The following is a 25,186-nucleotide window of genomic DNA, read 5'->3' on the forward strand; positions in this document are numbered from 1 at the left end:
TTTTTTCGTCAGAGCGGTTCCAGTTAAAACGGAATCGCTGGAACCGCTCTATCCATTTGTTTTCACGCATTTCCAGCAAAACCGCGTCGCACTTTTGCTGGAAATGCTCCAGGTCGGCTTTTATGCCAGATCGAAACGGTCGGCGTTCATCACCTTGGTCCAGGCGGCAACGAAGTCCTTCACGAACTTCTCCTTGCTGTCGTCCTGGGCATAGACTTCCGCATAGGCGCGAAGGATCGAATTCGAACCGAAAACGAGGTCGACGCGTGTTGCGGTGAACTTCGGCGCACCGGTCTTGCGATCGCGGATTTCGTAGAGGCCTTCGCCCGTCGGAACCCACGAATTGTGCATGTCGGTGAGCGTGACGAAGAAGTCCGTCGTCAAAGCGCCGAGCTTGTCTGTGAAGACGCCATGCGACGTGCCGCCGTGGTTGGTGCCGATGGCGCGCAGGCCGCCGACAAGAACCGTCATTTCAGGGGCGGTGAGGCCCATGAGCTGTGCCCGGTCGAGGAGCAGTTCCTCGGCACTGACCACATAGTCCTTCTTCTGCCAATTGCGGAAACCGTCTGCCAGCGGTTCAAGCGGAGCGAAGCTTTCAGCATCGGTCTGCTCGGCCGTTGCATCGCCGCGTCCCGGAGCGAATAGCACTTCAATGTCGACACCGGCGGCCTTGGCTGCCTGTTCCACACCGTAATTGCCAGCCAGCACGATGGCATCGGCCAGGCTTGCGCCAGACGCCGCTGCAATCGGTTCCAGAACCGAGAGAACACGGGCCAGCCGTTCCGGCTCGTTGCCTTCCCAATCCTTCTGCGGAGCGAGACGGATACGGGCGCCGTTTGCACCGCCGCGGAAGTCCGAACCGCGATAGGTGCGGGCGCTGTCCCAGGCGGTGGCAACCAGATCGGAAACCGAAAGACCGGAAGCGGCGATCTTGGCCTTGAGGCCCTTGACGTCGTAATCGGTGCGACCGGCCGGGATCGGATCCTGCCAGATGAGATCTTCGGTCGGCGCATCCGGGCCGATATAACGGGTCTTCGGGCCCATGTCGCGATGGGTCAGCTTGAACCATGCGCGGGCAAAGACTTCCGAGAACGCGTCAAAGTCGTTCATGAAACGCTCGGAAATCGCGCGGTAGATCGGGTCTACCTTCAACGCCATATCCGCATCGGTCATCATCGGGTTCAGACGGATCGACGGGTCTTCCACGTCAACCGGCTTGTCCTGCTCGGCAATCGAAACAGGTTCCCACTGCGACGCGCCAGCCGGGCTCTTCACCAGATGCCAGTCGTGCTTGAACAGCATTTCGAAGAAGCCGTTGTCCCACTTGGTCGGTTCCGTGGTCCATGCGCCTTCGAGGCCCGAAACAACCGTGTCGCGACCAATGCCGCGGCCCTTGGTGTTCATCCAACCCAGTCCCTGATATTCAGGACCGGCATCTTCCGGATCAGGGCTCAGATTGGCCGGATCGCCATTGCCATGAGTTTTGCCGATGGTGTGGCCACCCGCGGTCAGGGCGACTGTTTCCTCGTCGTCCATACCCATACGGGCAAAGGTTTCGCGCATTTGCGCTGCCGTTGCCAGCGGATCGGACTTACCGTTAACGCCTTCCGGGTTGACATAGATGAGGCCCATCTGGACCGCAGCAAGCGGGTTTTCCAGCGTGCTCGGCTTGGTCACATCGCCGTAACGACCGTCGCTTGGCGCCAGCCATTCCTTTTCGTCACCCCAATAGGTGTCCTTTTCAGGCGCCCAGATATCTTCACGACCGAAGGCAAAACCGAAGGTCTTGAGACCGGCGACATCATAGGCAATCGTACCGGCAAGCGCGATCAGGTCGGCCCAGGAAATCCGGTTGCCGTACTTCTTCTTGATCGGCCACAGCAGACGGCGGCCCTTGTCGGTGTTGACGTTATCCGGCCAGGAATTGAGCGGAGCAAAACGCTGGTTGCCAGTGCTGGCGCCACCGCGACCGTCAGAGGTGCGGTAGGAACCGGCGGCGTGCCAGGTCACACGAGCCATCATGCCGACATAGCTGCCCCAGTCGGCAGGCCACCACTCCTGACTATCCGTCATGAGTGCGCGCAGATCGGTCTTGAGAGCTTCCACGTCGAGCTTCTTCAGCTCTTCCTTGTAATCGAAGTTCTTGCCCAGCGGATTGGTCTTGGTGTCATGCTGGTGCAGAATGTCGAGGTTCAGCGCATTGGGCCACCATTCCATGACAGAGTTGCCAAGCGCGGTATTGCCGCCATGCATGACCGGACATTTTCCGGCCGATTTCGTCTTTACGTCCATGATTGCTCTCCGATGGCTTTCCCAAAGATGGCTTTCGCTAAATTGAACGAGCGGCTGACACTGGCACGCCGAAGCGACCGCATTATGAAGGCGGTCACTCCGGATCCAGCAGTCAGTATGGGTACGGTAACCAATGCGTTCGATAAATTCCAATTGTATATTCTAAAGGCTGCGATATGCTGAGCTTATGATTGGCCTCTCCATGAAACACCTCCGCTACTTCGACTCGCTGGCGCGATTGAGCCATTTTGGGCGCGCGGCGGCGGCCTGTTCCATCTCCCAACCTGCATTGTCCTTGCAGATCAAGGAGCTGGAAGACCTGATCGGCGCGCCGCTGGTGGAGCGTGGCGGCAGGCAAATTCGCCTGACCGGGCTCGGTGAGGAATTTGCAGAAAGGGTACGTGGCATTTTGCGCTCGGTTGACGAGCTGGAAGAGCTGGCGCGCGCGGCGCATGGCCCGTTCACCGGTCGCCTGCGTCTCGGTGTGATCCCGACAGTTGCGCCTTATCTTCTGCCGGAAGTGATCAAGACGCTGACCCAGCGTTATCCGGGGCTGGAGCCTCGCCCGCGTGAGGCTATCACCCAGAAACTGATCGAAGACCTGCTGGAGGCGAGGCTGGATGCGGCGATTGTCGCCTTGCCGGTTTCCGAGCCGGCCTTGCAGGAAGTGCCGCTCTTCGAGGAGGAATTTGTGCTGATGCGTCCGCTGGAAGATGCGGACAAGCCGGTTCCCAGCGCCGAAAAACTGCATGAAATGCGGTTGCTGCTTCTGGAAGAAGGGCATTGTTTTCGCGATCAGGCCCTGTCCTTCTGCAATATTACGAATGCGCCGCCGCGCGAATTGATGGAAGGCAGCTCGCTGTCTACCCTTGTCCAGATGGTGGGCGCAGGTATCGGCATCACGCTTGTGCCGGAGATGGCGGTCTATACGGAGACACTGGCGGCAAATGTCTGCATGTTTCGCCTTGCCGAGCCACGTCCGTCGCGAACCATCGGTCTGGTCTGGCGCAAAAGCAATCCACTGTCGTCCCAACTCAAACAGATTGCCGAGATCGTTCGGGAAGTGGGCTTGCACCATCAGGACCGAATGCAGACGCTGCTGAGCCACTGAGTGGATCGTCTGCCGCTGGTGCCCAACTGACGAGAACGCTTTATCACTCGTCCAAAACTTCGCCGACAACCTTGCCAGCCACTGACGTGCAGCGCAGATAAACCCGGTTGACGGAAACGTCAGGCAAGGGCTTTTCAAAACCATCGCGGGCATGAAAGCCGTTGGCATTATTGACGATGATCAGCCTGCGGCTTTCCTGCGGGATGGAATAGCGAAATTTGTTTGCTGATATGGCGTTTACGATGTCGGCGACAACATCGTGGGATTGGCTGTGTTCTTCGCCGACGGTCCCGTCGAAACTTCCACTCATATAGGTTGTGGTGGAGCCATTCTGGGCGCTGCTGAAAATGGCCGCTTTGACGCGATGCTCTATAACCATCACATCATTCTGCCCATCTTCGTAGACGGCAGGGTTGAGCTTGAAATAATACTCCTTCGATAAGCCAACCTTGTTCACAAGCTCGGCAATGCCGTCGATTTTACATGTCGGCACCCAGTGGAAACAGCCGCGCTCTTCAAAATTAATGGCGATATTATAAAGCGCTATATAGTCGGGAACGGCTAATGTTTTCCCGGTAACCGAGCTGTCAGAGTGAAACTCCAGTCGGCTTAATGGAACCAGATCCTGCAAGCCAACACGCTCCAGCCTTTGGCGACTATCCGCGGAGGTTGTGAAGACCGAGAACGGCGTCTGGTTTCTACCATCATAGAGGGTCGGCATCAGCGCCTGAATCAGCGAGATACCTATCAGCGCACCAGCAACGGCGTCTAATGTGGCATCTTCAAGGATGGATGGAATATCGACCGCGACGATCCCTATATCAGGACAATCCAACTGAAATTGCAGGTCTGTGATCAAATCGGCGAAGGCGTATGCTGCCTGACTTGCCAGATCCATTGTCAGCTCTTTGTCGCGCAAGTCTGCAAGCGAGATCATGATGCCGTTCTTCGTCAGATACTGATCGCAGAAATCATTTGCTGCTTCTGGAGCGAGCGAAAAGATAACCGGTGTTTCAAAATGTTTCGTCATGAAAGTCATCCTTCCAATTAAAAAAGAAGGGGGTGAATTACCCCCTAATCTCCATCCAGCATTTTTTAATGAACTTCAGCAGATTTTTGATTATTTTTTCTTTGCAAATCCTGAGCAGTCGTCATTATTGTCTGGAGCCGTGAGTGTTGAAGAAAGACCCTTTAATACGTCTTCAAATGCGACTGCGGATTTACTCGCATTATTGCTTGTAGTATGCATTTTACTTCTCCCAATTTTTAGAATTTGCCTTAATATGAAGGCAGATTATTATTGATTTATTTTATTGTTTTGCGAAACGGCAAAGGGTCGTTGGCAATTTCATATCAGCGATTGCTTGTATTCTTCTCTTTTTTGCGAGCGATATTTTCTGAATCGCTTTCGTTGTTTTTTCTAAATCCATCGCAATCATGAATGATGAAATCAAAACTGGATAGAGCGGGAGATATTTCGCTGAATATTTCTTCAAATGCGACCGTATTTTTTCCGGAAATGTATTTTGTAATGCTCATTATTTTCTCCAAAATCTCGAAGTTAATCTTGATAATAATGTATACTAATATCACTCTATTTTATTCTTTTGTGAAGCGGCAATGAAATGCTGGCGATTTGATGAACGCAAGATCGTTCCTGTGGTTGCATCCCTAAGCGTTAGTGGTTAAGCCAGATACGTTACGATATTACATAACGAATCGAACTGGAGAGAAGACTATGAGAAAGCTACTCGTGTCGATGGGATTGTGTGCCGCCATGGTGATATCCGGTCAGGCAATGGCCGAGACAAAGGAAAAGTCCGCGTCGGATCATGGCCATTCCCACAGCCATGAAACCAAGCAGGACCAGGAAATCTATAAAGGTTATTTCAAAGACGATCAGGTGAAAGACCGCAAGCTGTCTGATTGGGAAGGGGACTGGCAGTCGGTATATTCTTATCTGCAAGACGGTACGCTTGATGCCGTTTTCGCTGATAAGGCAAAGCATGGGGATAAATCCGCCAAGGAATATCGGGATTATTATGAAGCCGGTTATCGCACCGACACAGGTCGCATTGTGATCAAGGGCGATATGGTTTCCTTCTACGCAGGCGATAAAGCTGCGTCGGGAAAATATGCAAGCGACGGCTATGAGATCCTGAATTACGCCAAGGGCAATCGCGGCGTACGCTTCATTTTCAAGAAGGTCGAGGGTGATGCGGCTGCGCCTGAATATATGCAGTTCAGCGATCATCGCATAGCACCCGCCAAAGCAGATCACTATCACCTCTATTGGGGGAATGATCGCGCAGGGTTGCTCAAAGAAGTCACCAACTGGCCGACCTATTATCCGTCATCGCTGAGCGGCAAAGATATTGCCGACGAGATGATGCATCACTAGCAAAACATCTTCTGAACGGTCGGGTTAGGGGGGCATCCCTTAACCCGATCTGAAGTTGATGTCTCGGTTGCGCAATCAGGCAGATTGCGCGACTATTGTATGCGCAACGGAAGCATCAGCGCTTCGGATCTCGCACATTTCCCAAACACGAAATCAAATCGCAAAAGCAGATGGCAGACATCTGCTCACAGCTCGCGAAATTTTGACGTTTACGGAAACGTCAAACTGCGCTAGTTTTGAGTCCGAACTGGTCCGGCTCGACCTAAGTTTGGGTTGAGGCTGGCCAGAATGCTGCAAAAATGGCAGGTTTTCGAGTGAGAACATCCTTTTTTGTTGCAACATATCGGCTGTCACGATGTTTTTCTAATAAAGCAGGCAGCAGGTGTGAAACGCGGTTTGGAGCCGGTATCCGTCTATCGCGGGGCTGGCTCAGGTGATGAATTTGGAGGATTTTGATGCCGAGCTATCGCGCGCCCGTTGAAGATACGAATTTCGTACTCAACGACGTTCTGAACTATCAGCGTTACAACAATCTGCCGGGCTTTGCCGACGCGTCGCCCGACGTGGTCGAAGCGATCCTGTCGGAAGGTGCGAAGCTCGCTGAAGGCACCCTGTTTCCGGTCAATCACAGCGGTGACCGCGCAGGCTGCAAGCGCGCCTCCGATGGCAGCGTCACCACGCCGAAAGGTTTCAAGGAAGCCTTCGATCTTTACCGCGAAGGCGGCTGGCTCGGCCTCGCCGTGCCGGAGCAATATGGCGGCCAGGGCCTGCCTTATCTGCTGCACACCGCAGTTGGCGAATATATGTCGTCGGCCAATATGGCGCTCACCATGTATCCCGGCCTGACGCAGGGTGCGATTGCCGCAATCCTCGCGCACGGCACCGATGAGCAGAAGGATGCCTATCTGCCGAAGATGGTGGAAGGCACCTGGACCGGCACGATGAACCTGACCGAGCCGCATTGCGGCACGGATCTGGGTCTCCTGCGCACCAGTGCTGCGCCGCAGGGCGACGGCTCCTACAAGATTTCCGGTCAGAAGATTTTCATCTCGGCTGGCGAACACGACATGTCGGACAACATCATCCATCTGGTGCTCGCCCGTATCGACGGTGCACCGGAAGGCGTGAAAGGCATTTCGCTCTTCATCGTGCCGAAGTTCATTCTGGATGAAAATGGCAATCCAGGCACACGCAACGGTGTTTCCTGTGGTTCCATCGAAGAAAAGATGGGCATTCACGGCAATTCCACCTGCGTCATGAATTATGACGAGGCGACCGGCTTTCTGATCGGTGAGGCGCATAAGGGTCTGCGCGCCATGTTCACCATGATGAATGAAGCGCGTCTGGGCGTTGCCTTGCAGGGGCTTTCGATTGCCGAAACCGCCTATCAGAATGCAGCGATCTATGCCCGCGAGCGCATTCAGGGCCGCGCCCTTTCCGGCGCGAAAGAGCCGGAAAAGAAGGCCGATCCGATTATCGTGCATCCGGATATCCGTCGTAACCTGATGACGATCCGCGCTTTCAACGAGGCAGGCCGCGCGTTCATCCTCTGGACGGCGCTCAACTCCGACATTGCGCACCGCTCCGGTGACGAGGCCGAGCGTCAGGCCGCCGACGATCTGGTCGGTCTGCTCACGCCGGTTCTGAAAGGCGTTCTGACCGACAAGGGTTTTGAACATGCCGTCATGGCGCAGCAGGTCTTCGGTGGCCACGGCTATATCGAAGAACACGGCATGAGCCAGTATGTGCGCGATGCGCGTATCGCCATGATCTATGAAGGTGCCAACGGTATTCAGGCGCTCGATCTCGTCGGTCGCAAACTGGCGCTGAATGGCGGCCGTGCCGTTACGACCTTCTTCAAGGAAGTGGGCGAATTCTGCGAAGCCAATCGCGACAATGAAAAGCTGTCCTTCTTCACCAAGTATCTGAAGAAAGGTCTCAACGATCTTCAGGCCGCCACCATGTGGCTGATGCAGAATGCAATGGCGAAGCCCGACAATGCCGGTGCTGCGTCCAATGATTATATGCATCTGTTCGGTCTGGTCGCGCTGGGGCTGATGTGGGGCCGCATGGCCAAGGTCGCAGAAGAAAAGCTGGCGGCAGGCGAAGGCAACAAGGCTTATCTTGAAGCGAAACTCGTCACTGCACGGTACTATTTCGAGCGTATTATGCCGGAAAGTGCCGCTCATCTGGCGCGCATCCAGTCGGGTGCGGATAGCATGATGGCGCTGCCTGCGGACGCGTTCTGATTTTCTGCTGACATTTTAAAGGTTAGGCCGGGTTCTTCGGACCCGGCGGGAAGGAGAAAAAATGGCTGAGGCTTATATTTACGATCACGTGCGGACGCCGCGCGGGCGCGGCAAGAAGGACGGTAGCCTGCACGAAGTGCCTGCCGTGCGTTTGGGCGCGAAGGTTCTGGAATCCCTGCGCGACCGCAACGGCATCGATACCGCAAAGGTCGATGACATTATTTTCGGCTGTGTCGATCCGGTCGGTGAAGCCGGTGCCGTCATTCCGCGCTCTGCCGCTTTCGAAGCCGGTTACGACTTCAAGGCTCCGGGCATCCAGATTTCGCGCTTCTGCGCCTCCGGTCTCGACGCCATCAATCTGGCTGCCGCGAAGGTCGCCTTCGGCGCGGACGAACTGGTGGTTGCTGGCGGCGTTGAAAGTATGTCCCGCGTCGGCATGGGCATGTCGGGCGGTGCCTGGTACATGGACCCATCGGTCGGCTTCCCCGGCTATTTCATGCCGCAGGGCGTGTCCGCCGATCTGATCGCCACGAAATACGGTTTCAGCCGCGATGATGTCGATGCCTATGCTGTCGAAAGCCAGAAGCGCGCCGCCAAGTCGTGGGAAAAGGGCTATTTCAAGAATTCGGTCATTTCGATCAAGGATCAGAACGGTCTGACCATTCTCGATCATGACGAGCATATGCGCCCGACGACCGACATGCAGGCGCTTGGACAGTTGAACCCGTCCTTTGTGATGCCGGGCGAAATGGGCGGCTTCAATGCTGTCGGCATTCAGGCTCACCCGGAAATCGAAACCGTCAATCACGTCCACCATGCCGGTAATTCGTCGGGCATCGTCGACGGTGCGGCGGGCGTTCTGGTTGGCTCCAAGAAGGCTGGCAAGGCATTCGACATCAAGCCGCGCGCCCGTATCCGCGCTTTCGCCAATATCGGCTCCGACCCGGCGCTGATGCTGACCGGCCCGGTTGATGTAACGGAAAAGCTGCTCAAACAGGCCAAGCTGAAGATTTCGGATATTGATCTGTTCGAACTCAACGAAGCTTTCGCCGCTGTGGTCCTGCGCTACATGCAGGCCTTCGATATTCCGCACGACAAGATCAACGTCAATGGCGGCGCGATTGCTATGGGCCATCCGCTCGGTGCAACCGGCGCGATGATCCTCGGTACGGTGCTGGATGAGCTGGAACGCCGCGATCTCAACACCGCGCTGGTGACGTTGTGCATCGGTGCCGGCATGGGCACGGCGACGATCATCGAGCGCGTATAAAGCGAGGGAGGTTTTTACGAATGGCTTACACGAATTTCAAAGTTGAGACCGACGCCGACGGCATTGCCCTCGTCACCTGGGACATGCCTGAAAAGTCGATGAATGTGTTCACCGTCGAGGTGATGCAGGAACTGAACGCCATCATCGATGCGGTGGTCGCGGACGACAAGATCAAGGGCGTGGTCATCACGTCCGGCAAGGAAAGCTTCTCCGGCGGTGCCGACCTGACCATGCTCGAAGGCATGTTCAAGGAGTTCCAGAAGCAGAAGGCCAAGGACCCACAGGGCGCGGTCCAGTCTCTGTTCGACAATGTCGGCAAGATGAGTGGTCTGTTCCGCAAGCTGGAAACCAGCGGCAAGCCGTGGGTTTCGGCTATCAATGGCACCTGCATGGGTGGCGCGTTTGAAATGTCGCTTTCCTGCCATGCGCGTGTTGTGTCGGATGCGCCGGGCGTCAAGCTGGCGCTGCCGGAAGTGAAGGTCGGCCTGTTCCCGGGCGCTGGTGGTACGCAGCGCGTTCCGCGTCTTGCCAACCAGCAGGATGCACTCCAGATGATGACGACCGGCTCCAGCCTGACGGCGCAGCGCGCCAAGGCAATGGGTCTCGTCACGGAAGTCGCTCCGGCAAAGAAGCTGGTTGAAACCGCCAAGAAGCTCATCAAGGGCGGCCTCAAGCCGGTTCAGCCATGGGATGAAAAGGGCTTCAAGCTGCCGGGCGACGCGATCTATTCGGCTGCCGGTGCCAATCTCTGGCCTGCTGCGACTGCCATTCTGCGTCGCGAAACTTCCGGCAATTACCCGGCGGCGCTCGCAATTCTGAAGTCGGTTTACGAAGGCCTTCTGGTGCCTTTCGATACCGGCCTCAAGATTGAGCAGCGCTATTTCACCGAAATCCTCCAGACGACCGAAGCGGGCATGATGATCCGTTCGCTGTTCGTGTCGTTGCAAGAACTGAACAAGGGCGCACGCCGCCCGGCGGATGAAAAGCCGACCAAGCTCAAGAAGATCGGCGTCATCGGCGCTGGCTTCATGGGTGCGGGTATTGCCTATGTCACCGCCAAGGCGGGCATTCCGGTGGTGCTGATCGACCGCGATCAGGAAGCCGCCGACAAGGGCAAGGCCCATACGGCTGATCTCGTGACCAAGGAAATGCAGAAGGGCCGTGCCACCGAGGCCGACAAGGAAAAGCTCCTGTCGCTCATCACCGCAACGCCTGATTATGCTGAACTCGACGGTGCCGATCTGGTGATTGAAGCCGTGTTCGAAGACCGCGAAGTCAAGCGCGTTGCGACCGAGAAGGCCGAGGAAGTGCTGAAGTCTTCGGCGATTTTTGCGTCGAACACCTCGACCCTGCCGATCAGCGGTCTCGCCAAGGTCTCGAAGCGTCCGAAAAACTTCATCGGCATTCACTTCTTCTCGCCGGTCGACAAGATGATGCTGGTGGAAGTGATCCTCGGCAAGAAGACCTCCGACAAGGCTTTGGCCGTCGCGCTCGATTATGTCCGCGCGATCAAGAAGACGCCGATTGTTGTCAACGACACGCGCGGCTTCTACGTCAATCGTTGCGTGCTGCGCTATATGTCGGAAGCCTACAACATGCTGGTGGAAGGCGTTCCGGCTGCGATGATCGAAAATGCCGCCCGCATGGCCGGTATGCCCGTTGGTCCGCTGGCACTCAATGACGAAACCGCCATCGATCTCTCGCAGAAGATCCTCAAGGCAACGCTTGCCGATCTTGGCGAAAAGGCTGTCGATCCGCGCCATGTCGAGCTGGTGGACAGGCTCGTCAACGAGTTCGACCGCAAAGGCCGCAAGAATGGCAAGGGATTCTACGAATATCCGGCCAAACCTGCCAAGAAGCATCTCTGGGCTGGCCTCAAGGATCTCTATCCGCAGCAAGACCCGGACAAGATCGATGTGAAGGAGCTGAAGGAACGCTTCCTCGTCACCATCGCTCTGGAAGCTTCCCGCGTGATGGAAGAAGGCATTGTCACCGATCCGCGCGAGGCGGATGTCGGCTCGATCCTGGCTTTCGGTTTTGCACCTTATACGGGCGGCACGCTGTCCTATATCGATGGCATGGGCGCGAAGAAATTCGTCAAGCTTGCCAAGGAGTTGCAGAAGAAATACGGCCAGCAGTTCAAGGCCCCGAAGCTGCTTCTCGATATGGCCGAGAACGGCGAAAGCTTCTACCAGCGGTTCAACCCCTACAAGGGCGAAACCAAGAAAGCAGCTTGACGCTTAATCCCTGAAAATCTGAAAAGCGCGGTGTGAAAACACCGCGCTTTTTTATTGCCCCCACTTTTCGGCGACCGCTAAATAAGAAAATTTTCCCTGTCAATTCGTGCATCTTGCGCAAAACCCCAATTTTCGGTAGGTTCTGGCAAAAGTCGGCACAAGTTATAGGTTTAAAATCCTAAGCGGCGCGTCCCCCATGGTCCGAGTTCGTCGTGGGAAGAGACCGACCCGAAATTGGCGGATCATACCATGTTTTCTCACGACAGCATCTGGGCGGCGATAGACGCGTTGGCCGAGCGTTATTCCCTGAGTGCATCGGGGCTTGCCCGCCGTGCAGGTCTTGACCCTACGACCTTCAACAAATCCAAGCGTTACGCTGCCGATGGACGCGCGCGCTGGCCCTCGACAGAGTCGCTTGCCAAGGTGATGGAAGCCACCGGCGCGAGCTTTGAAGAACTCACGCGCCTGATGGGCGGCAGCGGTACTGCGAACCAGGGTTTCGGCGAATATTTGCAGGACCCGCAGCCGATCCCGCTTCTGGGCATGGCGGAGGCCGGTGCAGGCGGTTATTTCGACGATGCCGGTTTTCCCGCGGGACAGGGCTGGGACATTGTGGAATTTCCGGTGGGCGACAGCGAAGGTGTGTATGCGCTGGAAGTTTCGGGCGACAGCATGTTGCCCCTTTACCGTGACGGCGATACGTTGATCGTCGCGCCCAATGCGCCGGTGCGTCGCGGCGACCGCGTGGTGGTGCGAACCAAGGATGGAGAAGTCATGGCCAAAATCCTTTATCGCCAGACACCACGTACAATCGAATTGCATTCGCTCAATCCAGAGCATTCAAACCGCAGCTTTGAAACCAAGGATGTGGAATGGATCGCCAGAATTCTATGGGCAAGCCAGTAATGGCGCAGTCGCAGATGAAAAACGCGAGAAGCCATTCGCGCATCGTTTATGGCAGTCTCGCCGCATTGACCGGCGCGCTGGTGGCCGCAGCTTTCATTGCCCCTTTTTACGGCGCGCTTGAGGGGCCGGTTCAGGTGATCACCAGTGATGGCGATGCGGCGAAGCCAAATGGCGGTTCCGGCAATGGCATCGTTGTCGAACAGTTCGATTATAACGAACCGGATAGCAACGCCGACGCAAAGACCCAGACCCCGCCTGCGGGTGAACAGCAAGATGCGCCATCAGGCAATTCCAGCGATGAGGCAAACGGGCTTCAGCGTGAAGCGCCGCGCCCGCCGCTCAGCGATCTGGGATTGGCCGCCTCGCCAAAGTCGCCGGAACCCGTCGCGCCGACCGAGACGAACACCCAGCCACTCGCACAGGTTGGCGAGAACGAGGACATGCAGCTTCTGCAACGCCCCGTCGCCGTCGCAGCAGGGCGGCTTGAAAGTCAGGGTCGCCTTATTGATTTGCAGGGTATCGAGGTTGTGCCGGTCGAGCAGACTTGCCAAACGGCAGCGGGGGAAAGCTGGCCTTGCGGCATGCAGGCGCGGACCGCTTTCCGGCAATGGCTGCGTTCGCGCGCCATTATGTGCCGCCTTCCGCAGAATGACAGCGGTGCTGCTATCGCCACTGTCTGCAAACTGGGCAATGACGATGCCGCCGAATGGCTGGTGACAAATGGCTGGGCCAAGGCCGCGCCAGACGGCACCTATGCTGATGCGGGCCGCAAGGCGGAAGATGCGCGTCTCGGCATTTTCGGAGACAAGCCGGATGCTTCCTTGCAGAGCCTTGAGCCTGACACGGGCAATGGTCTGAACAATCCGTCGCCGCTCGCGCCAGAAACGGAGCCGCAACCGTCCTCACCTTCTCCGCAGCAGGGCGAGTTTCCTCCAGCGCCGGCGGCGCCGACACCTGCACCAGCAAACTAGGCTTCCGCTATTGCCTTCGGGCTCCTGCGTGACACTGTTTTCAGCGGAATGGTGATGACAATCAGGCACGCGATGACCAGCGCAACGCCCAGCCAGCCCATAGCTGGGAGACGTTCTCCCACGATGACTACGGCCAGCAGCGCGGCGATAACCGGCTCGACCAGTGTGATCGTCGTTGCCATGCTGACGGGAACACGCGCAAGGCCGATGCCGAAGCAGACATAGCCGAGGAACATCGGCACCGCGGCCATGTAAATGCCGACAGCGGCATTGTTCCATGAGGCGAGAAAGGGCGCACCGGTCATCAGCAGGACCGGCATCAACAACAGGCCGCCAATGCCGAAGGTCGCGCCCATCGCTACGGATGAATGTATACCGCTCAGGATCAGCCCACGCGCCGTCCATGAATAGAGCGCGTAGGTCAAACCGCCGACCAGTCCGAGACCAATGCCGATCAGCACAGAGCTTCCGGTTTGAATGCCGCTATGCGCCGATCCCTCGGCGACTGATATGAGGATCATGCCGAGCAGCCCGATGATGGCCCCCCACAACCATTGCCGCGACAAGCGCGAACCGTCGAACGCATACTCAATCAAGGCGGACAGCAGTGGTGCTGAACCGAGCGTTACGACGGTTCCAATGGTCACGCCAGCCATGCGCATCGAGGCGTAGAATGCGAGCGGGTAAATGGCGACGGCCAGTCCGCCCAGGGCGAGATTGCGCCGGTGCTGGGCCAGCTGCGGCAATGCGCGCACAATGCCGCGTCCGGCGAGAACGGCCTGCATCAGTCCGCCCACACCCATGGCGGCTGCGCCGATGGCAGCAGCACCCACTTCCGGGGCAAAGGTGGCCGCTGTGCCGGTCGTGCCCCAGACTGCGGAGGAAAACAGAATGGCGGCGACGCCAATCGCATAGTTGCGGGATGAAGTGCTCATAATGTCCCCAGCATGTCCGATGCCATTGCCCGCGCTTCCTGAATACAGGTGCTGTTTCCCTCAAGTCCGGCACGCGACATCGCTCCTTCCAGCAGAAAGGATAATGTCCGGGCCAGTGCCGCCGCCCGCTCGGGCGCTTCCGGCAGCAGTTCTGCCAAATGGCCCGCCAGCAAGGCTTCAACTTCACGCTTGTGATTTTTCACGGCCTGACGGCCGATATCGCCAACGGTCAGTTCGGCTGCGGCATTCAACAAACCGCACCCGCGAAACCCGTGCTCATAAGCAAATTCGGCGTGGTCCTGATAGGCGTCGAAAATCGCGAGAACCTTTTCCTGTGGCGTGACCGCCTGTTGCAGGCGCATATCGTAAAGGCCCAGCCATTCGGCATGGCGCACTTCGAGATACTGGTTCACGAGATCGGCTTTGGACGCAAAATTGTTATAGAGGCTCTTCTTGGCAACGCCTGCCTTTTCAACGATCGCATCGATGCCGGTTCCGCCAATCCCATGATTGTAGAAAAGGACGGCAGCGGCGTTGAGCAGCTTTTCGCGCGCGCTTTCCGTCGAAGCCGGAAAAGGAGTTTGAACGGTTGTCATCTCGGGTTCCTCACAGTAGGTAGACCGTACTACCTACTGTGAGGAGCAGAGTCAATCAGGGCAAACCACGGCGATGATTTCAGATACAGAAAAAGCCCCGCGCCGGGTGGCTGCGGGGCTTTTCGTTGATGATGTCGGATCAGGCCAGTTCGCCAGCCAGCGCCTTTTTGATCAGGGCGCGGGTTTCGTCGATGCCGTAAAGCGCGACGAAGGAGCCGAAGCGGGGCCCGCGTTCCTGACCGATCAGCACTTCATAGAGCATCTGGAAGAAGGAAACCGACACGCCGGGGCCGCCTTCCGGGCTTTTCTTGGTGTGATCCTGATAGCGCTCGATGGCGCGGGCGACGTCCAGAATGGCGTTCTGGATGTCGTTGCCATCGGTCCCGGCAGGCAGGGTTCCGAGCTTGGCATCCAGCGCTTCCAGTGCAGCGCGCTCCACATCGTCCGGTGCGCGGAACTGCTTGGTCGGCTTGACGAAATCGTTGAAGTAACGGATCGCGTAACCGACGAGCGCATCCAGCTCCGGATTGTTTTCCGGCGTGACGCCCGGTGCGTGGCGCGAGATGAAACCCCACAGAACCGATGGGCTTTCCGCATTCGAAGCGCTGACCAGATTGAGCATCAGGGCAAAGGTAACCGGCAGGTTGACCTTGGGCGGGTTACCGTAATGGATATGCCAGACCGGATTGTTCAGGCGGTCTTTCCATTCCTGACGGTCATAAGCCGAAAGATAGGTGAAATACTCGTCCACCGCCTTCGGGATGACATCGAAATAGAGGCGCTTTGCCGTCTTCGGCTTCTGAAAATTGTAAAGTGCAAGGCTTTCGGTCGGTGCATAGGAAAGCCATTCATCGATCGAGATGCCGTTGCCCTTGGACTTGGAAATCTTCTGGCCGAGCTGGTCGAGAAACAGTTCGTAGACGAAATGTTCTGGCGCACGTCCGCCGAGGATGACACAGATACGGTCATAGATTTCCGAATTGGTCTGGTGATCCTTGCCGAACATTTCGAAGTCGACGCCGAGTGCTGCCCAGCGCATGCCGAAATCCGGCTTCCACTGTAGCTTCACATTACCGCCCGTGACGGGAAGGGTTGTTTCAACGCCGTCATCGTCGAAAGTGATCGTGCCAGCCCTGGCGTCGACCTTCTTCATCGGCACGTAGAGCACGCGGCCCGACTTGGGCGAAATCGGCAGGAACGGGCTATAGGTCGCCTGACGCTCTTCGCCGAGCGTCGGCAGCATGACCTTCATGATGTCGTCATAGCGCTCGACGGCCTTGAGCAGCACGGCATCGAACTTGCCGGACTTGTAATATTCCGTCGCGCTTGCGAATTCATAGTCGAAGCCGAAAGTGTCGAGGAAGCGGCAGAGCATGGCATTGTTATGCTCGGCAAAGCTCTTGTATTCGCCGCCAAAAGGGTTCGGCACCGACGAAAGCGGCATTTGCAGATAAGGCTCAAGAGCGGCCTTGTCCGGCACATTGTCCGGAATCTTGCGCATGCCGTCGAGATCGTCGGAGAAGCAGATCAGGCGCGTCTTCACCTTGTCTTCCGTCAGAACGCGGAAGGCATGGCGCACCATCGAGGTGCGGGCCACTTCGCCGAAGGTGCCAATATGCGGCAGGCCCGACGGGCCATAGCCCGTTTCGAAGATCACCGTGTCCGGCAGGCCGGTCTTGGCATAGCGCTTGAGGATTTTCTTCGCCTCTTCAAAGGGCCATGCTTTCACGTCTGCAGCCGCCGCGGTCAGTTCCGGGGTCAGCGTGATTTCGGGCAGACGATGCGAGGTCATGGTTTTATCCTGATATCCTGTGAAGGGCGTGATTTTTGAAAAACGGTGCACAAATTCGTGCTTATGCTCTATGGCGCGCCAACCCCGTGTCGTCAACGGCTGGTGCGGAATTTCCTTGCGTAACCGCAGGAGGCTTCCTAACTTTCCCGCAAATTGTAACCGGAAACGCTGATTCCTATCATAGAGCGGTTTCGGTTAAAACGGAATCGTAGAGCCGCTCTATCTGTTTGTTTTTACGCATTATCCTACGCAAAACCGCTACGCACTTTTGCTGGAAATGCTCTCGTGTTGCTGAGGAGTACCCGATGAAGAAAATCTCGCCGCAGGATGCGCTCGTCTACATCATGATCACGACGTCGGCTGCCGATACAACCGTGACCGATGCGGAACTGGAGTCCATCGGCAATGTGGTGACGCGCCTTCCGGTGTTCCGTGGGTTCGATACGGCCGAGCTGCCGCGCCTCGCCAATGAGTGCTATGCGCTGCTGGCCGATGAAGACGGTCTGGAAAAGATCCTCGACCTTGCCCACGACGCACTGCCGGAAAAGCTCTACGACACGGCCTATGCGCTGGCGGTTGAAGTCGCCGCCGCCGATCTGCATGTCGAGCAGGAAGAGCTTGAGTTTCTCCAGATGTTGCGCGACCGCTGGACGCTGGACGAACTGACCGTCGCCGCCATCGAGCGCAGCGCACGCGTGCGGTTCCGCAAGCTCTGAATCTATTTATTCCGTCAAAGAAAAACGCCGGTCCGATACTCTCGGGCCGGCGTTTTTCTTTTGCGATAGAGCATTTCCAGCAAAAGTGCGTAGCGGTTTTGCGTAGGATAATGCGTAAAAACAAATAGATAGAGCGGTTCCACGATTCCATTTTAATCGGAACCGCTCTAGCGTCGGGCGAAGCCGCTTACCAGGACGGCTGAACCGAGCCCTTGAAGGTTTCTTCGATGAAGGCCTTCACTTCAGGGCTGTGATAGGCGCTGACAAGTTCCTTGACCCAGTCAGCATCCTTGTCGGCGGTGCGCACGGCGATGATGTTGAAATAGGGCGCCTTTTCGCCCTCGCGGATCAGTGGATCCTTGGCCGGGTTAAGGCCAGCTTCCATCGCATAGTTGGTGTTGATGACGGCGGCCTCGACATCCTCCAGCGAGCGCGGCAATTGTGCTGCATCAAGCTCGACGAATTTGAGGTTCTTCGGGTTTTCGGTCACGTCGATAACGCTGGCGCGCAAACCCTTGGCCGGATCGATCTTGATCAGGCCGTTATCGGCCAGAACCAGAAGGGCGCGAGCGCCATTGGTCGGATCGTTGGGGATCGCCACCGTTGCACCATCGGCGAGTTCGGAGATGTTCTTGAGCTTTTTGGAGTACATGCCCATCGGGAAGTTGACGGACTGCGCCACGCTCACAATGTCGAACTTGCGGTCGGCAACCTGATTGTCGAGATAGGGCTGATGCTGGAATGAATTGGCTTCTATCGCGCCGTCGGCCAGCGCCATGTTTGGAATGACGTAATCGGAAAATTCCTGAATATCGATTTCCAACCCCTTGGCAGCGGCCACTTCCTTGACCTTTTCCATGATCTGGGCATGCGGGCCGGGCGTGACGCCGACGCGTATGGTTTTTGCCATCGCCGATCCGGCTGTGCAGAAAGCGAGAATGAGGGCGGCGGTAAGCAGCTTACGCATCGGAACTCCTGAGATGATTTGTATGGGGCTTGGGAGGCTTATTGATTGCTAATAAAGGGATCGTTCCGGCTGAAAAAGATCATACTTTCCGTGTTCGACCTTTCGTGCACAAAAAAGCGGGCGGGGATGAACCCGCCCGCCTGGCTGTTTTCAAAATATTAGCACACGACAGGGAGCCGTCGTGCCTTACGCCGTTCCAAAGCCGCGCGCATGACATGGGCGGCTTCCGAAAAAGTTGCGTTTTCTTTCCAGCGTTCCGCATGCACCAGTGTCGACGGAACGATATCCTTCAATGCTTCCAGCGTGTGGCGCGGCACCATGTCGGTGCAGCTCCACAGGCGGCGGAAGACAACGCTGATACGCGTAATCTTGCCATTGACCTGAACAACCGGCTCGGCCGATTCCAAAGTCCAATCTTCATAAGCGTCAACTGCATCCTGAAATGCATGATGAAGATAGATCGGTGCGTGACCGTCATGAAGCGGGGGCAGCAAACTAGTCATTTCTGTTTCCTCTCTTCCAATGTGGTTCAGCTTCAAAAAACTCGCAGCCGGATTTTCCTGTCGGGCCTGCAAGTGGGTGAAACAGGAGTGGGGTATTCTCCTGTCGTCATGTGCTGATCGTGTTCGCTCCTCACGAAATGCGACAACACATAATTAACCATGATCTATGCAAAGGCGCCTGTTTGGCAAGGGGAGAATTTCTTAAGATAGGCATTATGTGAAAAATTAATTCAGCAATATTCTGGGTAATACTGAACAATCAGCGAGCATATAATTGGATTATACTGCATTGATCTATTGGTCAAAATTTTAAAAAAGGAAATGATTTTCAATATTTATTGTCGTGGTGACAGGATTTGACCCTGTCATTTGCAGGTGGCTGCGATAGAAATATGCCGACAGGAAGAAAAATGCGAGGCCGGAGGGGTCATGTCTCAATTCACCACGTCGCGAAGAGCTTTTCTGGTCGGCTCGACCTTTCTGGCCGCATCAATCGCAATTCCGAAATGGGCGCGGGCAGCTGGCGACGTGCAGAAGGGCGGACGGCTTGTCGTGGCTGCGGACTCCGAACCACGTAATCTCAACCCGGCCATCGTCGCTTCCAATGGCGTGTTCTTCGTTGCAAGCAAGATCGTCGAGCCCTTGGCCGAAGCCTCTTTCGACGGCGAAAACGGTTTGAACCCACGTCTGGCCACGGCCTGGGACGGCTCGGCTGACGGGCTGACGGTAACATTTCGCCTGCGCGAAGGCGTGAAATGGCATGACGGCACGCCGTTTACGGCGGCAGATGTGGCTTTTTCGGCCCTTGAAGTCTGGAAGCCATTGCAAAATCTTGGTCGCGTTGTGTTCAAGGCGCTGGAAAAGGTGGAAACGCCGGACGATCATACTGCCGTCTTTCATTTCTCGGAGCCGACGCCGTTCCAGCTCATACGCAACGCTCTTCCAGCGCTGACTGCTGTTCTGCCGAAACATGTTTTCGCGGGAACCGATATTGCGGCCAATCCGGCCAATGAAAAGCTTATCGGCACGGGACCGTTCAAATATGCGGAGCACAAGACCGGCGAATATTACCGGCTGGTCCGGAACGATGCCTATTGGGGCGAGGGCGAGCCTTATCTCGACGAGATCGTCTATCGTGTTCTGCCCGACCGGGCTGCCGCAGCCGGAGCGCTGGAGGCCGAAGAGATTGATCTGGCGGCGTTCTCCGCCGTGCCGCTGGCCGACCTTGACCGCATTTCGAAAGTGCCGGGGCTGACGGTTGTTTCCAAGGGCTATGAGGCGCTGACCTATCAGCTCGTGGTGGAAATCAATCATCGCCGCAAGGAGCTGGCCGATCTGAAGGTTCGTCAGGCGATTGCTCATGCGATCGATCGTGACTTTGTGGTCAACACCATATTCCTCGGCTATGCCAAGACTTCGACCGGCCCGGTGCCGCGCTATGACAGCCAGTTCTATACGGATGATGTGCCGTCCTATCCGTTTGATGTGGCCAAGGCGAATGCGCTGCTGGACGAGGCGGGCTACAAGCGGGGCGATGGCGGAACACGCTTCGCGCTGAAGCTGCTGCCCGCGCCTTATTTCAATGAGACGAGGCAGTTCGGTGATTATCTGCGCCAGGCTCTGGCCGCGATTGGCATTGATGCGCGCATCGTCAACAACGACGCGGCGGCGCATCAGAAGGCGGTCTATACCGACCACGACTTCGACCTTGCTATTGCGCCAACCGTCTATCGTGGCGATCCGGCTATCTCCACCACTATTCTGGTTGAAAGCGGCATTCCAGCGGGTGTGCCATTCTCCAATCAGGGTGGCTATGCCAATGCAGAACTGGATACCCTGATTGCCGCTGCAGCGCGCGAAATCGATGAGAAGAAACGCACGGCGCTTTACCATCAGTTTCAGCAAAAAGTGGAAGCGGACCTGCCGCTTATCAATGTTGCCGAATGGGGTTTCATCACGGTTGCCAGTGAGCGGGTGAAGAATGTTTCCAACAATCCGCGCTGGGCTGTTTCCAACTGGGCCGATACCTGGGTTGAACCGCGATAGAACGGTGACGAAACAGCGTGTTGATTGTATCGTCGCGGCGTGGCGCAGATTCTAACCCTTCTCCGGAAACGTTTGATCGGCAGCATTCTTGTGCTGCTGATTGTCGTTGTCGGCTGTTTTCTGATGCTGGAACTTGCCCCCGGCGATGCGGTTGACGCCTATGCCGTCAGCTTTGGCGGTGATGCTGCGCAGATAGCGGATATGCGCGCCCGGTGGGGATTGGATCAGTCGGTCTGGCATCGGCTTGCCGCCTATCTCGCCTCTCTCGTGCAGGGCAATCTCGGCTGGTCGGTCAGTTTCAACCGGCCTATCCTTGGCGTCATTCTGGAGCGGTTGCCCAATACGCTTCTGCTCATGGGCGCGGCGACGGCGCTGTCCTTTGCCGTCGGCACTTTGCTTGGGCTTGTCGCAGGCGCAAGACCCGGCAGTTTCCGGGATCGGTTTCTGTCGATCACCTCTCTCGTGCTCTATGCCATTCCGGGCTTCTGGCTGGCGCTGGTGCTGGTCATTCTGTTTTCAATCCGGCTGCGCTGGTTGCCATCGAGCGGTATCGAAACGATTGCATCGGGCAAGCAGGGTTTGGCGCGGGCAGGCGATATAGCGCGTCATCTGCTGCTGCCGGTTGTGTCACTGGCGCTGATTTATCTGGCGCTTTATCTGCGTGTCATGCGCGCTGCGATGGCTGACATATGGCGTATGGATTTTGTGCGGGCTTTGCGCGCGCGCGGCATTTCGCGACCGCGCATCGTGTTGCGCCATGTGGCGCGCAATGCGCTGTTGCCGCTGGTCACCCTGCTCGGATTGCAGGCGGCCAGCATGTTGGGCGGCAGCGTGGTGATTGAAAGCGTCTTTGCAGTTCCCGGCCTCGGGCGATTGGCGCAGGAAGCCGTGGCAAGCCGCGATACGCCCTTGCTTCTGGGCGTCATTCTCACAAGCGCGATCATGGTGATCGTGGTCAATTTCCTTGTCGACCTTCTCTATGTCTGGCTCGATCCGCGTATTGCCCAGCGGGCGTCAGGAAAGGCCCGCACATGAAGGTTTTTCTGCGCAGCCTCAAAACCGGTGAGGGTCTGGCGGGTTCGATCATCCTGACGATCCTCGTCGCAGCTGCGCTGCTGGCGCCGCTTCTCTTCCCCGGTGATCCACTCCGGATTGTCGCCGTCCCCTTGCTGTCACCGTTCGACAATAGCGCCTTTCCGCTCGGTACAGACCGGCTCGGGCGCGATGTGGTGGCCGAGCTTTTCCATGGCGGGCGCACCTCGCTGATTGTCGGGCTTGCGGCGGCTTTGGCCTCCATCCTTGTCGGCAGTGCGGTCGGCGTGCTGGCAGGCTTTGCAGGCGGGATTGTCGATGAAATCCTGATGCGGATCACCGAGGCGTTTCAAACCGTGCCCGGCTTTCTCTTGGCGTTGGCGCTGGTCAGTCTTGCCGGGCCGTCATTGCCGGTTCTGGTGGCGGCAATCGTGCTTTCGAGCTGGACGCAGGCAGCACGGCTGACACGCGGGCAGGTACTATCCATCCGCGAACGCGACTATGTGTCGTCGGCTCGCACCATCGGCATGCATCCGCTGGAGATCGCCTTTCGTCAGATCTTGCCCAATGCCTTGCCGCCGGTTCTGGCGCTGGTGCCGGTGATCGTCGCTTCGGCCATATTGATCGAGGCGGCACTGTCCTTTCTGGGGCTGGGTGATCCGAACCGGGTCACTTGGGGCGGCATGATTGCGGAAGGCCGGACGGTGCTGCGCTCCGCGCCGTGGCTTTCGATTGTGCCGGGACTGGCATTGGCATTAACCGTCGTCGGCGTCTATCTGGCGGGCGAGGGCGTGACGGCCGCAGCTACACGGCGCGAGGTGCAATCATGAGCCTGCTTGTGCAGCTGGAAAATCTCTCCGTCACCTATGGACGCGAAACGGCGCTGGGCAATGTCCAGCTTGATATAGAGGCGGGCAAAACGCTCGCCATTATCGGCGAAAGTGGCTCTGGCAAAAGCACGCTGGCGCTGGCGCTGGCCGGACTTCTGCCTGCCAATGCGCGGGTATCGGGGCGCATCGCATGGGCGGATGGGCCGATGAAGCCCGGTCGTGATATCGGCTTTGTCTTTCAGGACCCGGCATCGAGCTTCGACCCGCTGATGAGCATCGGCGCGCAATTGGTCGAAACCATTCGCGCCCACGAAAAGCTGGACAGTTCTGCTGCAAAGGAGCGGGCGCTCGCCCTGCTTGAGCGCGTGCATATCCCCGATGCGGAGCGGAGTTTTCACCGCTATCCGCATCAGTTTTCCGGCGGGCAAAAGCAGCGTATCGCCATAGCGCTCGCCATTGCTGCCAATCCGCGCGTGCTGATCGCTGACGAGCCGACAAGCGCGCTCGACACCATCGTTCAAAAGGAAATCGTTGCGCTGCTGCGCAAACTGGTGCGTGAAGACGGCATGACGCTGATCTTCATCACGCATGATATTGCACTCGCCTCGGGGCTTGCGGATCATATCGCAGTCTTTCGCCGGGGTGCGCTTGTGGAAAGCGGCGAAACGCGCGCGATCATCGACACACCGCAGACGGACTATACGCGCGCGCTGATTGCCGCTGTGCCTGCATTGGAGTTGACGCCCCATGGCTGAGACCTTGTTGCAGGCTGACGGGCTGGTGGCGCGTTATGGCGGTGCATTGGTGCTCGACCATGTCGGCCTTGAGATCGCCAAGGGTCAAACGCTGGCGCTGGTCGGTCCGTCGGGCAGCGGCAAATCCACGCTTGCACGTACTTTGCTGCGCCTGCACCCACTGGAAAGCGGGGCGATCCGTTTCGAAGGCGAGGATTGGCTGGCATTGCAAGGTGCTGTACTGCGCAGGCAACGCGCGCACATGCAGATGGTATTTCAGGACCCACTATCCGCTTTCAATCCCCGCGCCAGCGTCAGCGATCTTCTGCACGAACCGCTGCGCATTCACGGAATCAAACGCGATATTGCGGGACTTTTGGAAAAGGTCGGGCTTGATCCGGCGCTTGCGCGGCGTGGGGTGCACGAAATTTCCGGCGGCCAGCGGCAGCGCGTGGCCATTGCTCGCGCGCTTGCGACATCCCCTTCACTGATCGTGCTGGATGAAGCGGTTTCCGCGCTCGATGTGACGGTGCGCGGCGCAATTCTCGACCTGTTGCGGGAGATACAAAGGGCCGAACAGACGGCTTATCTCTTCATCACCCATGATCTTGCGGTTGCAGCACTTATGGCGGATCGCATTGCGGTGATGGAGTGCGGGCGGATCGTTGAAAACCGCCCGACGCAGGAGCTGATCCTGACACCGCAAGCGCCTGTCACCAGAGCGCTGATCGAAGCGGTGCCGAGACTGGCTGATTAGGCCTTGCCGAGTTCCACGGAACGCTTGCGCGCTGCTTCAACCGCTTCGGCAACAAGCGTCTTGAGACGGTCGCCACCCATCAGCACTTCCAGAGCCGCCGCCGTGGTGCCGTTCGGGCTCGTCACCTGCTCGCGCAGTTTCGACGGAGTGTCTGTGCTGGCGTCGGCAAGCGCGCCTGCACCCATCACGGTCTGCATGGCAAGAAGCCCTGCCGTTTCGCGCGGCAGGCCAGCGGTGACACCGGCATCGGTCAAGGCTTCGATGAAGTGGAACACATAGGCCGGGCCGGAACCCGAAACCGCCGTGACGGCATCCATCAGCGCTTCTTCGTCGACGCTTGCGACCTTGCCTGAAGTGGCGAGCAGGCGTGCGACGAAAGCTTCATTATCGGCAGTCACATTGGCGTTCTTGAAGGTCACCATCATGCCCTTGCCGATGGCGGCAGGCGTATTGGGCATGCAGCGGAGGATGGCTGCATCGTGGCCCAGATGCGTCTCGAACAGCGCAACCGGGATGCCTGCTGCAACGCTGACAAAGGTGGCGGCTGGCGCAAAGCGCTTATAGGCAGGCAGCACAGCGTTCATAACCTGCGGCTTGACGGCAACGAGGATCATGCGTGGCTTGAGGTCGGCAGGCAGCGCTTCCGCGCTGGAATAGGCATGAACGCCAGCGCCCGCAGCACGCTCGCGAAGCGCATCCGTCGGCTCGACGACATGAACGTCGCCAGCTTTCAAAATGCCGTTGTCGAGCCAGCCTTTGAGCATGGCAAAGCCCATATTGCCGCAACCGACGAGAATGACCGTATCCTGCATATTGATTGTTCCGCCTGTCTGAATGTTTC

23 protein-coding genes are annotated in these 25,186 nt (G+C 57.4%); 14 read left to right on the top strand and 9 right to left on the bottom strand.

From position 1 onward, the window contains the following. Positions 1-120 precede the first annotated feature (120 nt). Positions 121-2,292 carry a catalase/peroxidase HPI gene (gene katG, locus ACTJKP_RS17030; RefSeq protein WP_440631513.1) on the bottom strand — a complete coding sequence of 724 codons (2,172 nt, stop codon included), beginning with the start codon at positions 2,290-2,292 and terminating at the stop codon, positions 121-123. Positions 2,293-2,479: 187 nt separating this feature from the next. Between katG and ACTJKP_RS17035 the strand changes: the two genes are divergently transcribed. Then, on the top strand, positions 2,480-3,403 hold the full coding sequence (locus ACTJKP_RS17035) for a hydrogen peroxide-inducible genes activator (RefSeq protein ID WP_078339840.1): 924 nt from the start codon (positions 2,480-2,482) through the stop codon (positions 3,401-3,403). A gap of 43 nt (positions 3,404-3,446) precedes the next feature. On the opposite strand, the gene ACTJKP_RS17040 is transcribed toward ACTJKP_RS17035, so the two are convergent. Next, positions 3,447-4,433 (bottom strand): hypothetical protein, encoded by a 987-nt coding sequence (locus ACTJKP_RS17040; RefSeq protein ID WP_440631514.1) that lies wholly within the window; start codon positions 4,431-4,433, stop codon positions 3,447-3,449. Here ACTJKP_RS17040 and ACTJKP_RS17045 point away from each other — a divergent pair. Further along, on the top strand, positions 4,432-4,707 hold the full coding sequence (locus ACTJKP_RS17045; protein WP_440631515.1) for a hypothetical protein: 276 nt from the start codon (positions 4,432-4,434) through the stop codon (positions 4,705-4,707). The genes ACTJKP_RS17040 and ACTJKP_RS17045 overlap by 2 nt on opposite strands. A gap of 49 nt (positions 4,708-4,756) precedes the next feature. Here ACTJKP_RS17045 and ACTJKP_RS17050 read toward each other — a convergent pair whose 3' ends face one another. Beyond that, entirely contained in the window at positions 4,757-4,942 is a 186-nt protein-coding gene (locus ACTJKP_RS17050; RefSeq protein ID WP_440631516.1) for a hypothetical protein, read from the bottom strand. 199 nt (positions 4,943-5,141) lie between these two features. Between ACTJKP_RS17050 and ACTJKP_RS17055 the strand changes: the two genes are divergently transcribed. The 6 genes from ACTJKP_RS17055 to ACTJKP_RS17080 all read left to right on the top strand — a co-directional run bounded on the left by ACTJKP_RS17055 (position 5,142) and on the right by ACTJKP_RS17080 (position 13,437). Further along, on the top strand, positions 5,142-5,804 hold the full coding sequence (locus ACTJKP_RS17055) for a ZinT family metal-binding protein (RefSeq protein WP_440631517.1): 663 nt from the start codon (positions 5,142-5,144) through the stop codon (positions 5,802-5,804). 455 nt (positions 5,805-6,259) lie between these two features. Continuing rightward, entirely contained in the window at positions 6,260-8,053 is a 1,794-nt protein-coding gene (locus ACTJKP_RS17060; RefSeq protein ID WP_440631518.1) for an acyl-CoA dehydrogenase C-terminal domain-containing protein, read from the top strand. 61 nt (positions 8,054-8,114) lie between these two features. After that, the gene (locus tag ACTJKP_RS17065; RefSeq protein WP_280993236.1) at positions 8,115-9,323 is read left to right on the top strand and encodes an acetyl-CoA C-acetyltransferase; all 1,209 of its coding nucleotides are present in this window, start codon (positions 8,115-8,117) and stop codon (positions 9,321-9,323) included. 20 nt (positions 9,324-9,343) lie between these two features. After that, positions 9,344-11,560: an FAD-dependent oxidoreductase gene (locus ACTJKP_RS17070; protein ID WP_440631519.1), complete on the top strand. Its 2,217-nt coding sequence runs from the start codon at positions 9,344-9,346 to the stop codon at positions 11,558-11,560. A gap of 249 nt (positions 11,561-11,809) precedes the next feature. Beyond that, on the top strand, positions 11,810-12,466 hold the full coding sequence (locus ACTJKP_RS17075) for a S24 family peptidase (RefSeq protein WP_078339834.1): 657 nt from the start codon (positions 11,810-11,812) through the stop codon (positions 12,464-12,466). Then, on the top strand, positions 12,466-13,437 hold the full coding sequence (locus tag ACTJKP_RS17080; RefSeq protein ID WP_440631581.1) for a thermonuclease family protein: 972 nt from the start codon (positions 12,466-12,468) through the stop codon (positions 13,435-13,437). Before ACTJKP_RS17075 ends, ACTJKP_RS17080 begins: the two co-directional genes overlap by 1 nt. Here ACTJKP_RS17080 and ACTJKP_RS17085 read toward each other — a convergent pair. The 3 genes from ACTJKP_RS17085 to ACTJKP_RS17095 all read right to left on the bottom strand — a co-directional run bounded on the left by ACTJKP_RS17085 (position 13,434) and on the right by ACTJKP_RS17095 (position 16,760). Next, on the bottom strand, positions 13,434-14,372 hold the full coding sequence (locus ACTJKP_RS17085) for a DMT family transporter (RefSeq protein WP_440631520.1): 939 nt from the start codon (positions 14,370-14,372) through the stop codon (positions 13,434-13,436). The two genes, ACTJKP_RS17080 and ACTJKP_RS17085, sit on opposite strands and share 4 nt — an antisense overlap. Continuing rightward, a complete protein-coding gene (locus ACTJKP_RS17090) occupies positions 14,369-14,968 on the bottom strand; it encodes a TetR/AcrR family transcriptional regulator (RefSeq protein ID WP_151591751.1) in 600 nt (199 codons plus the stop codon). Before ACTJKP_RS17090 ends, ACTJKP_RS17085 begins: the two co-directional genes overlap by 4 nt. A gap of 139 nt (positions 14,969-15,107) precedes the next feature. Further along, entirely contained in the window at positions 15,108-16,760 is a 1,653-nt protein-coding gene (locus ACTJKP_RS17095; protein ID WP_440631521.1) for a lysine--tRNA ligase, read from the bottom strand. Positions 16,761-17,065: 305 nt separating this feature from the next. Between ACTJKP_RS17095 and ACTJKP_RS17100 the strand changes: the two genes are divergently transcribed. Further along, positions 17,066-17,476: a tellurite resistance TerB family protein gene (locus tag ACTJKP_RS17100; protein WP_078339829.1), complete on the top strand. Its 411-nt coding sequence runs from the start codon at positions 17,066-17,068 to the stop codon at positions 17,474-17,476. A gap of 187 nt (positions 17,477-17,663) precedes the next feature. Here ACTJKP_RS17100 and ACTJKP_RS17105 read toward each other — a convergent pair whose 3' ends face one another. Next, positions 17,664-18,443, bottom strand: a complete 780-nt coding sequence (locus ACTJKP_RS17105; RefSeq protein WP_078339828.1) for a MetQ/NlpA family ABC transporter substrate-binding protein — start codon at positions 18,441-18,443, stop codon at positions 17,664-17,666. A gap of 158 nt (positions 18,444-18,601) precedes the next feature. Next, entirely contained in the window at positions 18,602-18,946 is a 345-nt protein-coding gene (locus ACTJKP_RS17110; protein ID WP_078339854.1) for a hypothetical protein, read from the bottom strand. 429 nt (positions 18,947-19,375) lie between these two features. Here ACTJKP_RS17110 and ACTJKP_RS17115 point away from each other — a divergent pair, with 429 nt between their 5' ends. The 5 genes from ACTJKP_RS17115 to ACTJKP_RS17135 are packed head-to-tail and all read left to right on the top strand — an operon-like array spanning position 19,376 to position 24,345. Next, complete coding sequence (locus ACTJKP_RS17115) at positions 19,376-20,992, top strand: ABC transporter substrate-binding protein (RefSeq protein ID WP_440631522.1); 1,617 nt, start codon at positions 19,376-19,378, stop codon at positions 20,990-20,992. A 39-nt stretch (positions 20,993-21,031) separates the two neighbouring features. After that, a complete protein-coding gene (locus ACTJKP_RS17120; RefSeq protein ID WP_440631582.1) occupies positions 21,032-22,027 on the top strand; it encodes an ABC transporter permease in 996 nt (331 codons plus the stop codon). Beyond that, complete coding sequence (locus tag ACTJKP_RS17125) at positions 22,024-22,854, top strand: ABC transporter permease (RefSeq protein WP_440631523.1); 831 nt, start codon at positions 22,024-22,026, stop codon at positions 22,852-22,854. The genes ACTJKP_RS17120 and ACTJKP_RS17125 overlap by 4 nt, the downstream gene beginning before the upstream one ends. Next, complete coding sequence (locus tag ACTJKP_RS17130) at positions 22,851-23,609, top strand: ABC transporter ATP-binding protein (protein ID WP_440631524.1); 759 nt, start codon at positions 22,851-22,853, stop codon at positions 23,607-23,609. Before ACTJKP_RS17125 ends, ACTJKP_RS17130 begins: the two co-directional genes overlap by 4 nt. Then, positions 23,602-24,345 (top strand): ABC transporter ATP-binding protein, encoded by a 744-nt coding sequence (locus ACTJKP_RS17135; protein ID WP_440631525.1) that lies wholly within the window; start codon positions 23,602-23,604, stop codon positions 24,343-24,345. Before ACTJKP_RS17130 ends, ACTJKP_RS17135 begins: the two co-directional genes overlap by 8 nt. Here the strand turns inward: ACTJKP_RS17135 and proC are convergent. Beyond that, the gene (proC, locus tag ACTJKP_RS17140; protein WP_440631526.1) at positions 24,342-25,157 is read right to left on the bottom strand and encodes a pyrroline-5-carboxylate reductase; all 816 of its coding nucleotides are present in this window, start codon (positions 25,155-25,157) and stop codon (positions 24,342-24,344) included. The genes ACTJKP_RS17135 and proC overlap by 4 nt on opposite strands. Positions 25,158-25,186 lie beyond the last annotated feature (29 nt).

This window comes from Brucella sp. 22210 (assembly GCF_052045675.1).
Classification (GTDB): domain Bacteria; phylum Pseudomonadota; class Alphaproteobacteria; order Rhizobiales; family Rhizobiaceae; genus Brucella.

What these genes read in the sequence shown, in the direction of transcription:
- katG (WP_440631513.1), bottom strand. Translation starts at nt 2,292, where the DNA reads ATGGACGTAAAGACGAAATCGGCCGGAAAATGTCCGGTCATGCATGGC.
- ACTJKP_RS17035 (WP_078339840.1), top strand. Translation starts at nt 2,480, where the DNA reads ATGATTGGCCTCTCCATGAAACACCTCCGCTACTTCGACTCGCTGGCG.
- ACTJKP_RS17045 (WP_440631515.1), top strand. Translation starts at nt 4,432, where the DNA reads ATGAAAGTCATCCTTCCAATTAAAAAAGAAGGGGGTGAATTACCCCCT.
- ACTJKP_RS17040 (WP_440631514.1), bottom strand. Translation starts at nt 4,433, where the DNA reads ATGACGAAACATTTTGAAACACCGGTTATCTTTTCGCTCGCTCCAGAA.
- ACTJKP_RS17050 (WP_440631516.1), bottom strand. Translation starts at nt 4,942, where the DNA reads ATGAGCATTACAAAATACATTTCCGGAAAAAATACGGTCGCATTTGAA.
- ACTJKP_RS17055 (WP_440631517.1), top strand. Translation starts at nt 5,142, where the DNA reads ATGAGAAAGCTACTCGTGTCGATGGGATTGTGTGCCGCCATGGTGATA.
- ACTJKP_RS17060 (WP_440631518.1), top strand. Translation starts at nt 6,260, where the DNA reads ATGCCGAGCTATCGCGCGCCCGTTGAAGATACGAATTTCGTACTCAAC.
- ACTJKP_RS17065 (WP_280993236.1), top strand. Translation starts at nt 8,115, where the DNA reads ATGGCTGAGGCTTATATTTACGATCACGTGCGGACGCCGCGCGGGCGC.
- ACTJKP_RS17070 (WP_440631519.1), top strand. Translation starts at nt 9,344, where the DNA reads ATGGCTTACACGAATTTCAAAGTTGAGACCGACGCCGACGGCATTGCC.
- ACTJKP_RS17075 (WP_078339834.1), top strand. Translation starts at nt 11,810, where the DNA reads ATGTTTTCTCACGACAGCATCTGGGCGGCGATAGACGCGTTGGCCGAG.
- ACTJKP_RS17080 (WP_440631581.1), top strand. Translation starts at nt 12,466, where the DNA reads ATGGCGCAGTCGCAGATGAAAAACGCGAGAAGCCATTCGCGCATCGTT.
- ACTJKP_RS17085 (WP_440631520.1), bottom strand. Translation starts at nt 14,372, where the DNA reads ATGAGCACTTCATCCCGCAACTATGCGATTGGCGTCGCCGCCATTCTG.
- ACTJKP_RS17090 (WP_151591751.1), bottom strand. Translation starts at nt 14,968, where the DNA reads ATGACAACCGTTCAAACTCCTTTTCCGGCTTCGACGGAAAGCGCGCGC.
- ACTJKP_RS17095 (WP_440631521.1), bottom strand. Translation starts at nt 16,760, where the DNA reads ATGACCTCGCATCGTCTGCCCGAAATCACGCTGACCCCGGAACTGACC.
- ACTJKP_RS17100 (WP_078339829.1), top strand. Translation starts at nt 17,066, where the DNA reads ATGAAGAAAATCTCGCCGCAGGATGCGCTCGTCTACATCATGATCACG.
- ACTJKP_RS17105 (WP_078339828.1), bottom strand. Translation starts at nt 18,443, where the DNA reads ATGCGTAAGCTGCTTACCGCCGCCCTCATTCTCGCTTTCTGCACAGCC.
- ACTJKP_RS17110 (WP_078339854.1), bottom strand. Translation starts at nt 18,946, where the DNA reads ATGACTAGTTTGCTGCCCCCGCTTCATGACGGTCACGCACCGATCTAT.
- ACTJKP_RS17115 (WP_440631522.1), top strand. Translation starts at nt 19,376, where the DNA reads ATGTCTCAATTCACCACGTCGCGAAGAGCTTTTCTGGTCGGCTCGACC.
- ACTJKP_RS17125 (WP_440631523.1), top strand. Translation starts at nt 22,024, where the DNA reads ATGAAGGTTTTTCTGCGCAGCCTCAAAACCGGTGAGGGTCTGGCGGGT.
- ACTJKP_RS17130 (WP_440631524.1), top strand. Translation starts at nt 22,851, where the DNA reads ATGAGCCTGCTTGTGCAGCTGGAAAATCTCTCCGTCACCTATGGACGC.
- ACTJKP_RS17135 (WP_440631525.1), top strand. Translation starts at nt 23,602, where the DNA reads ATGGCTGAGACCTTGTTGCAGGCTGACGGGCTGGTGGCGCGTTATGGC.
- proC (WP_440631526.1), bottom strand. Translation starts at nt 25,157, where the DNA reads ATGCAGGATACGGTCATTCTCGTCGGTTGCGGCAATATGGGCTTTGCC.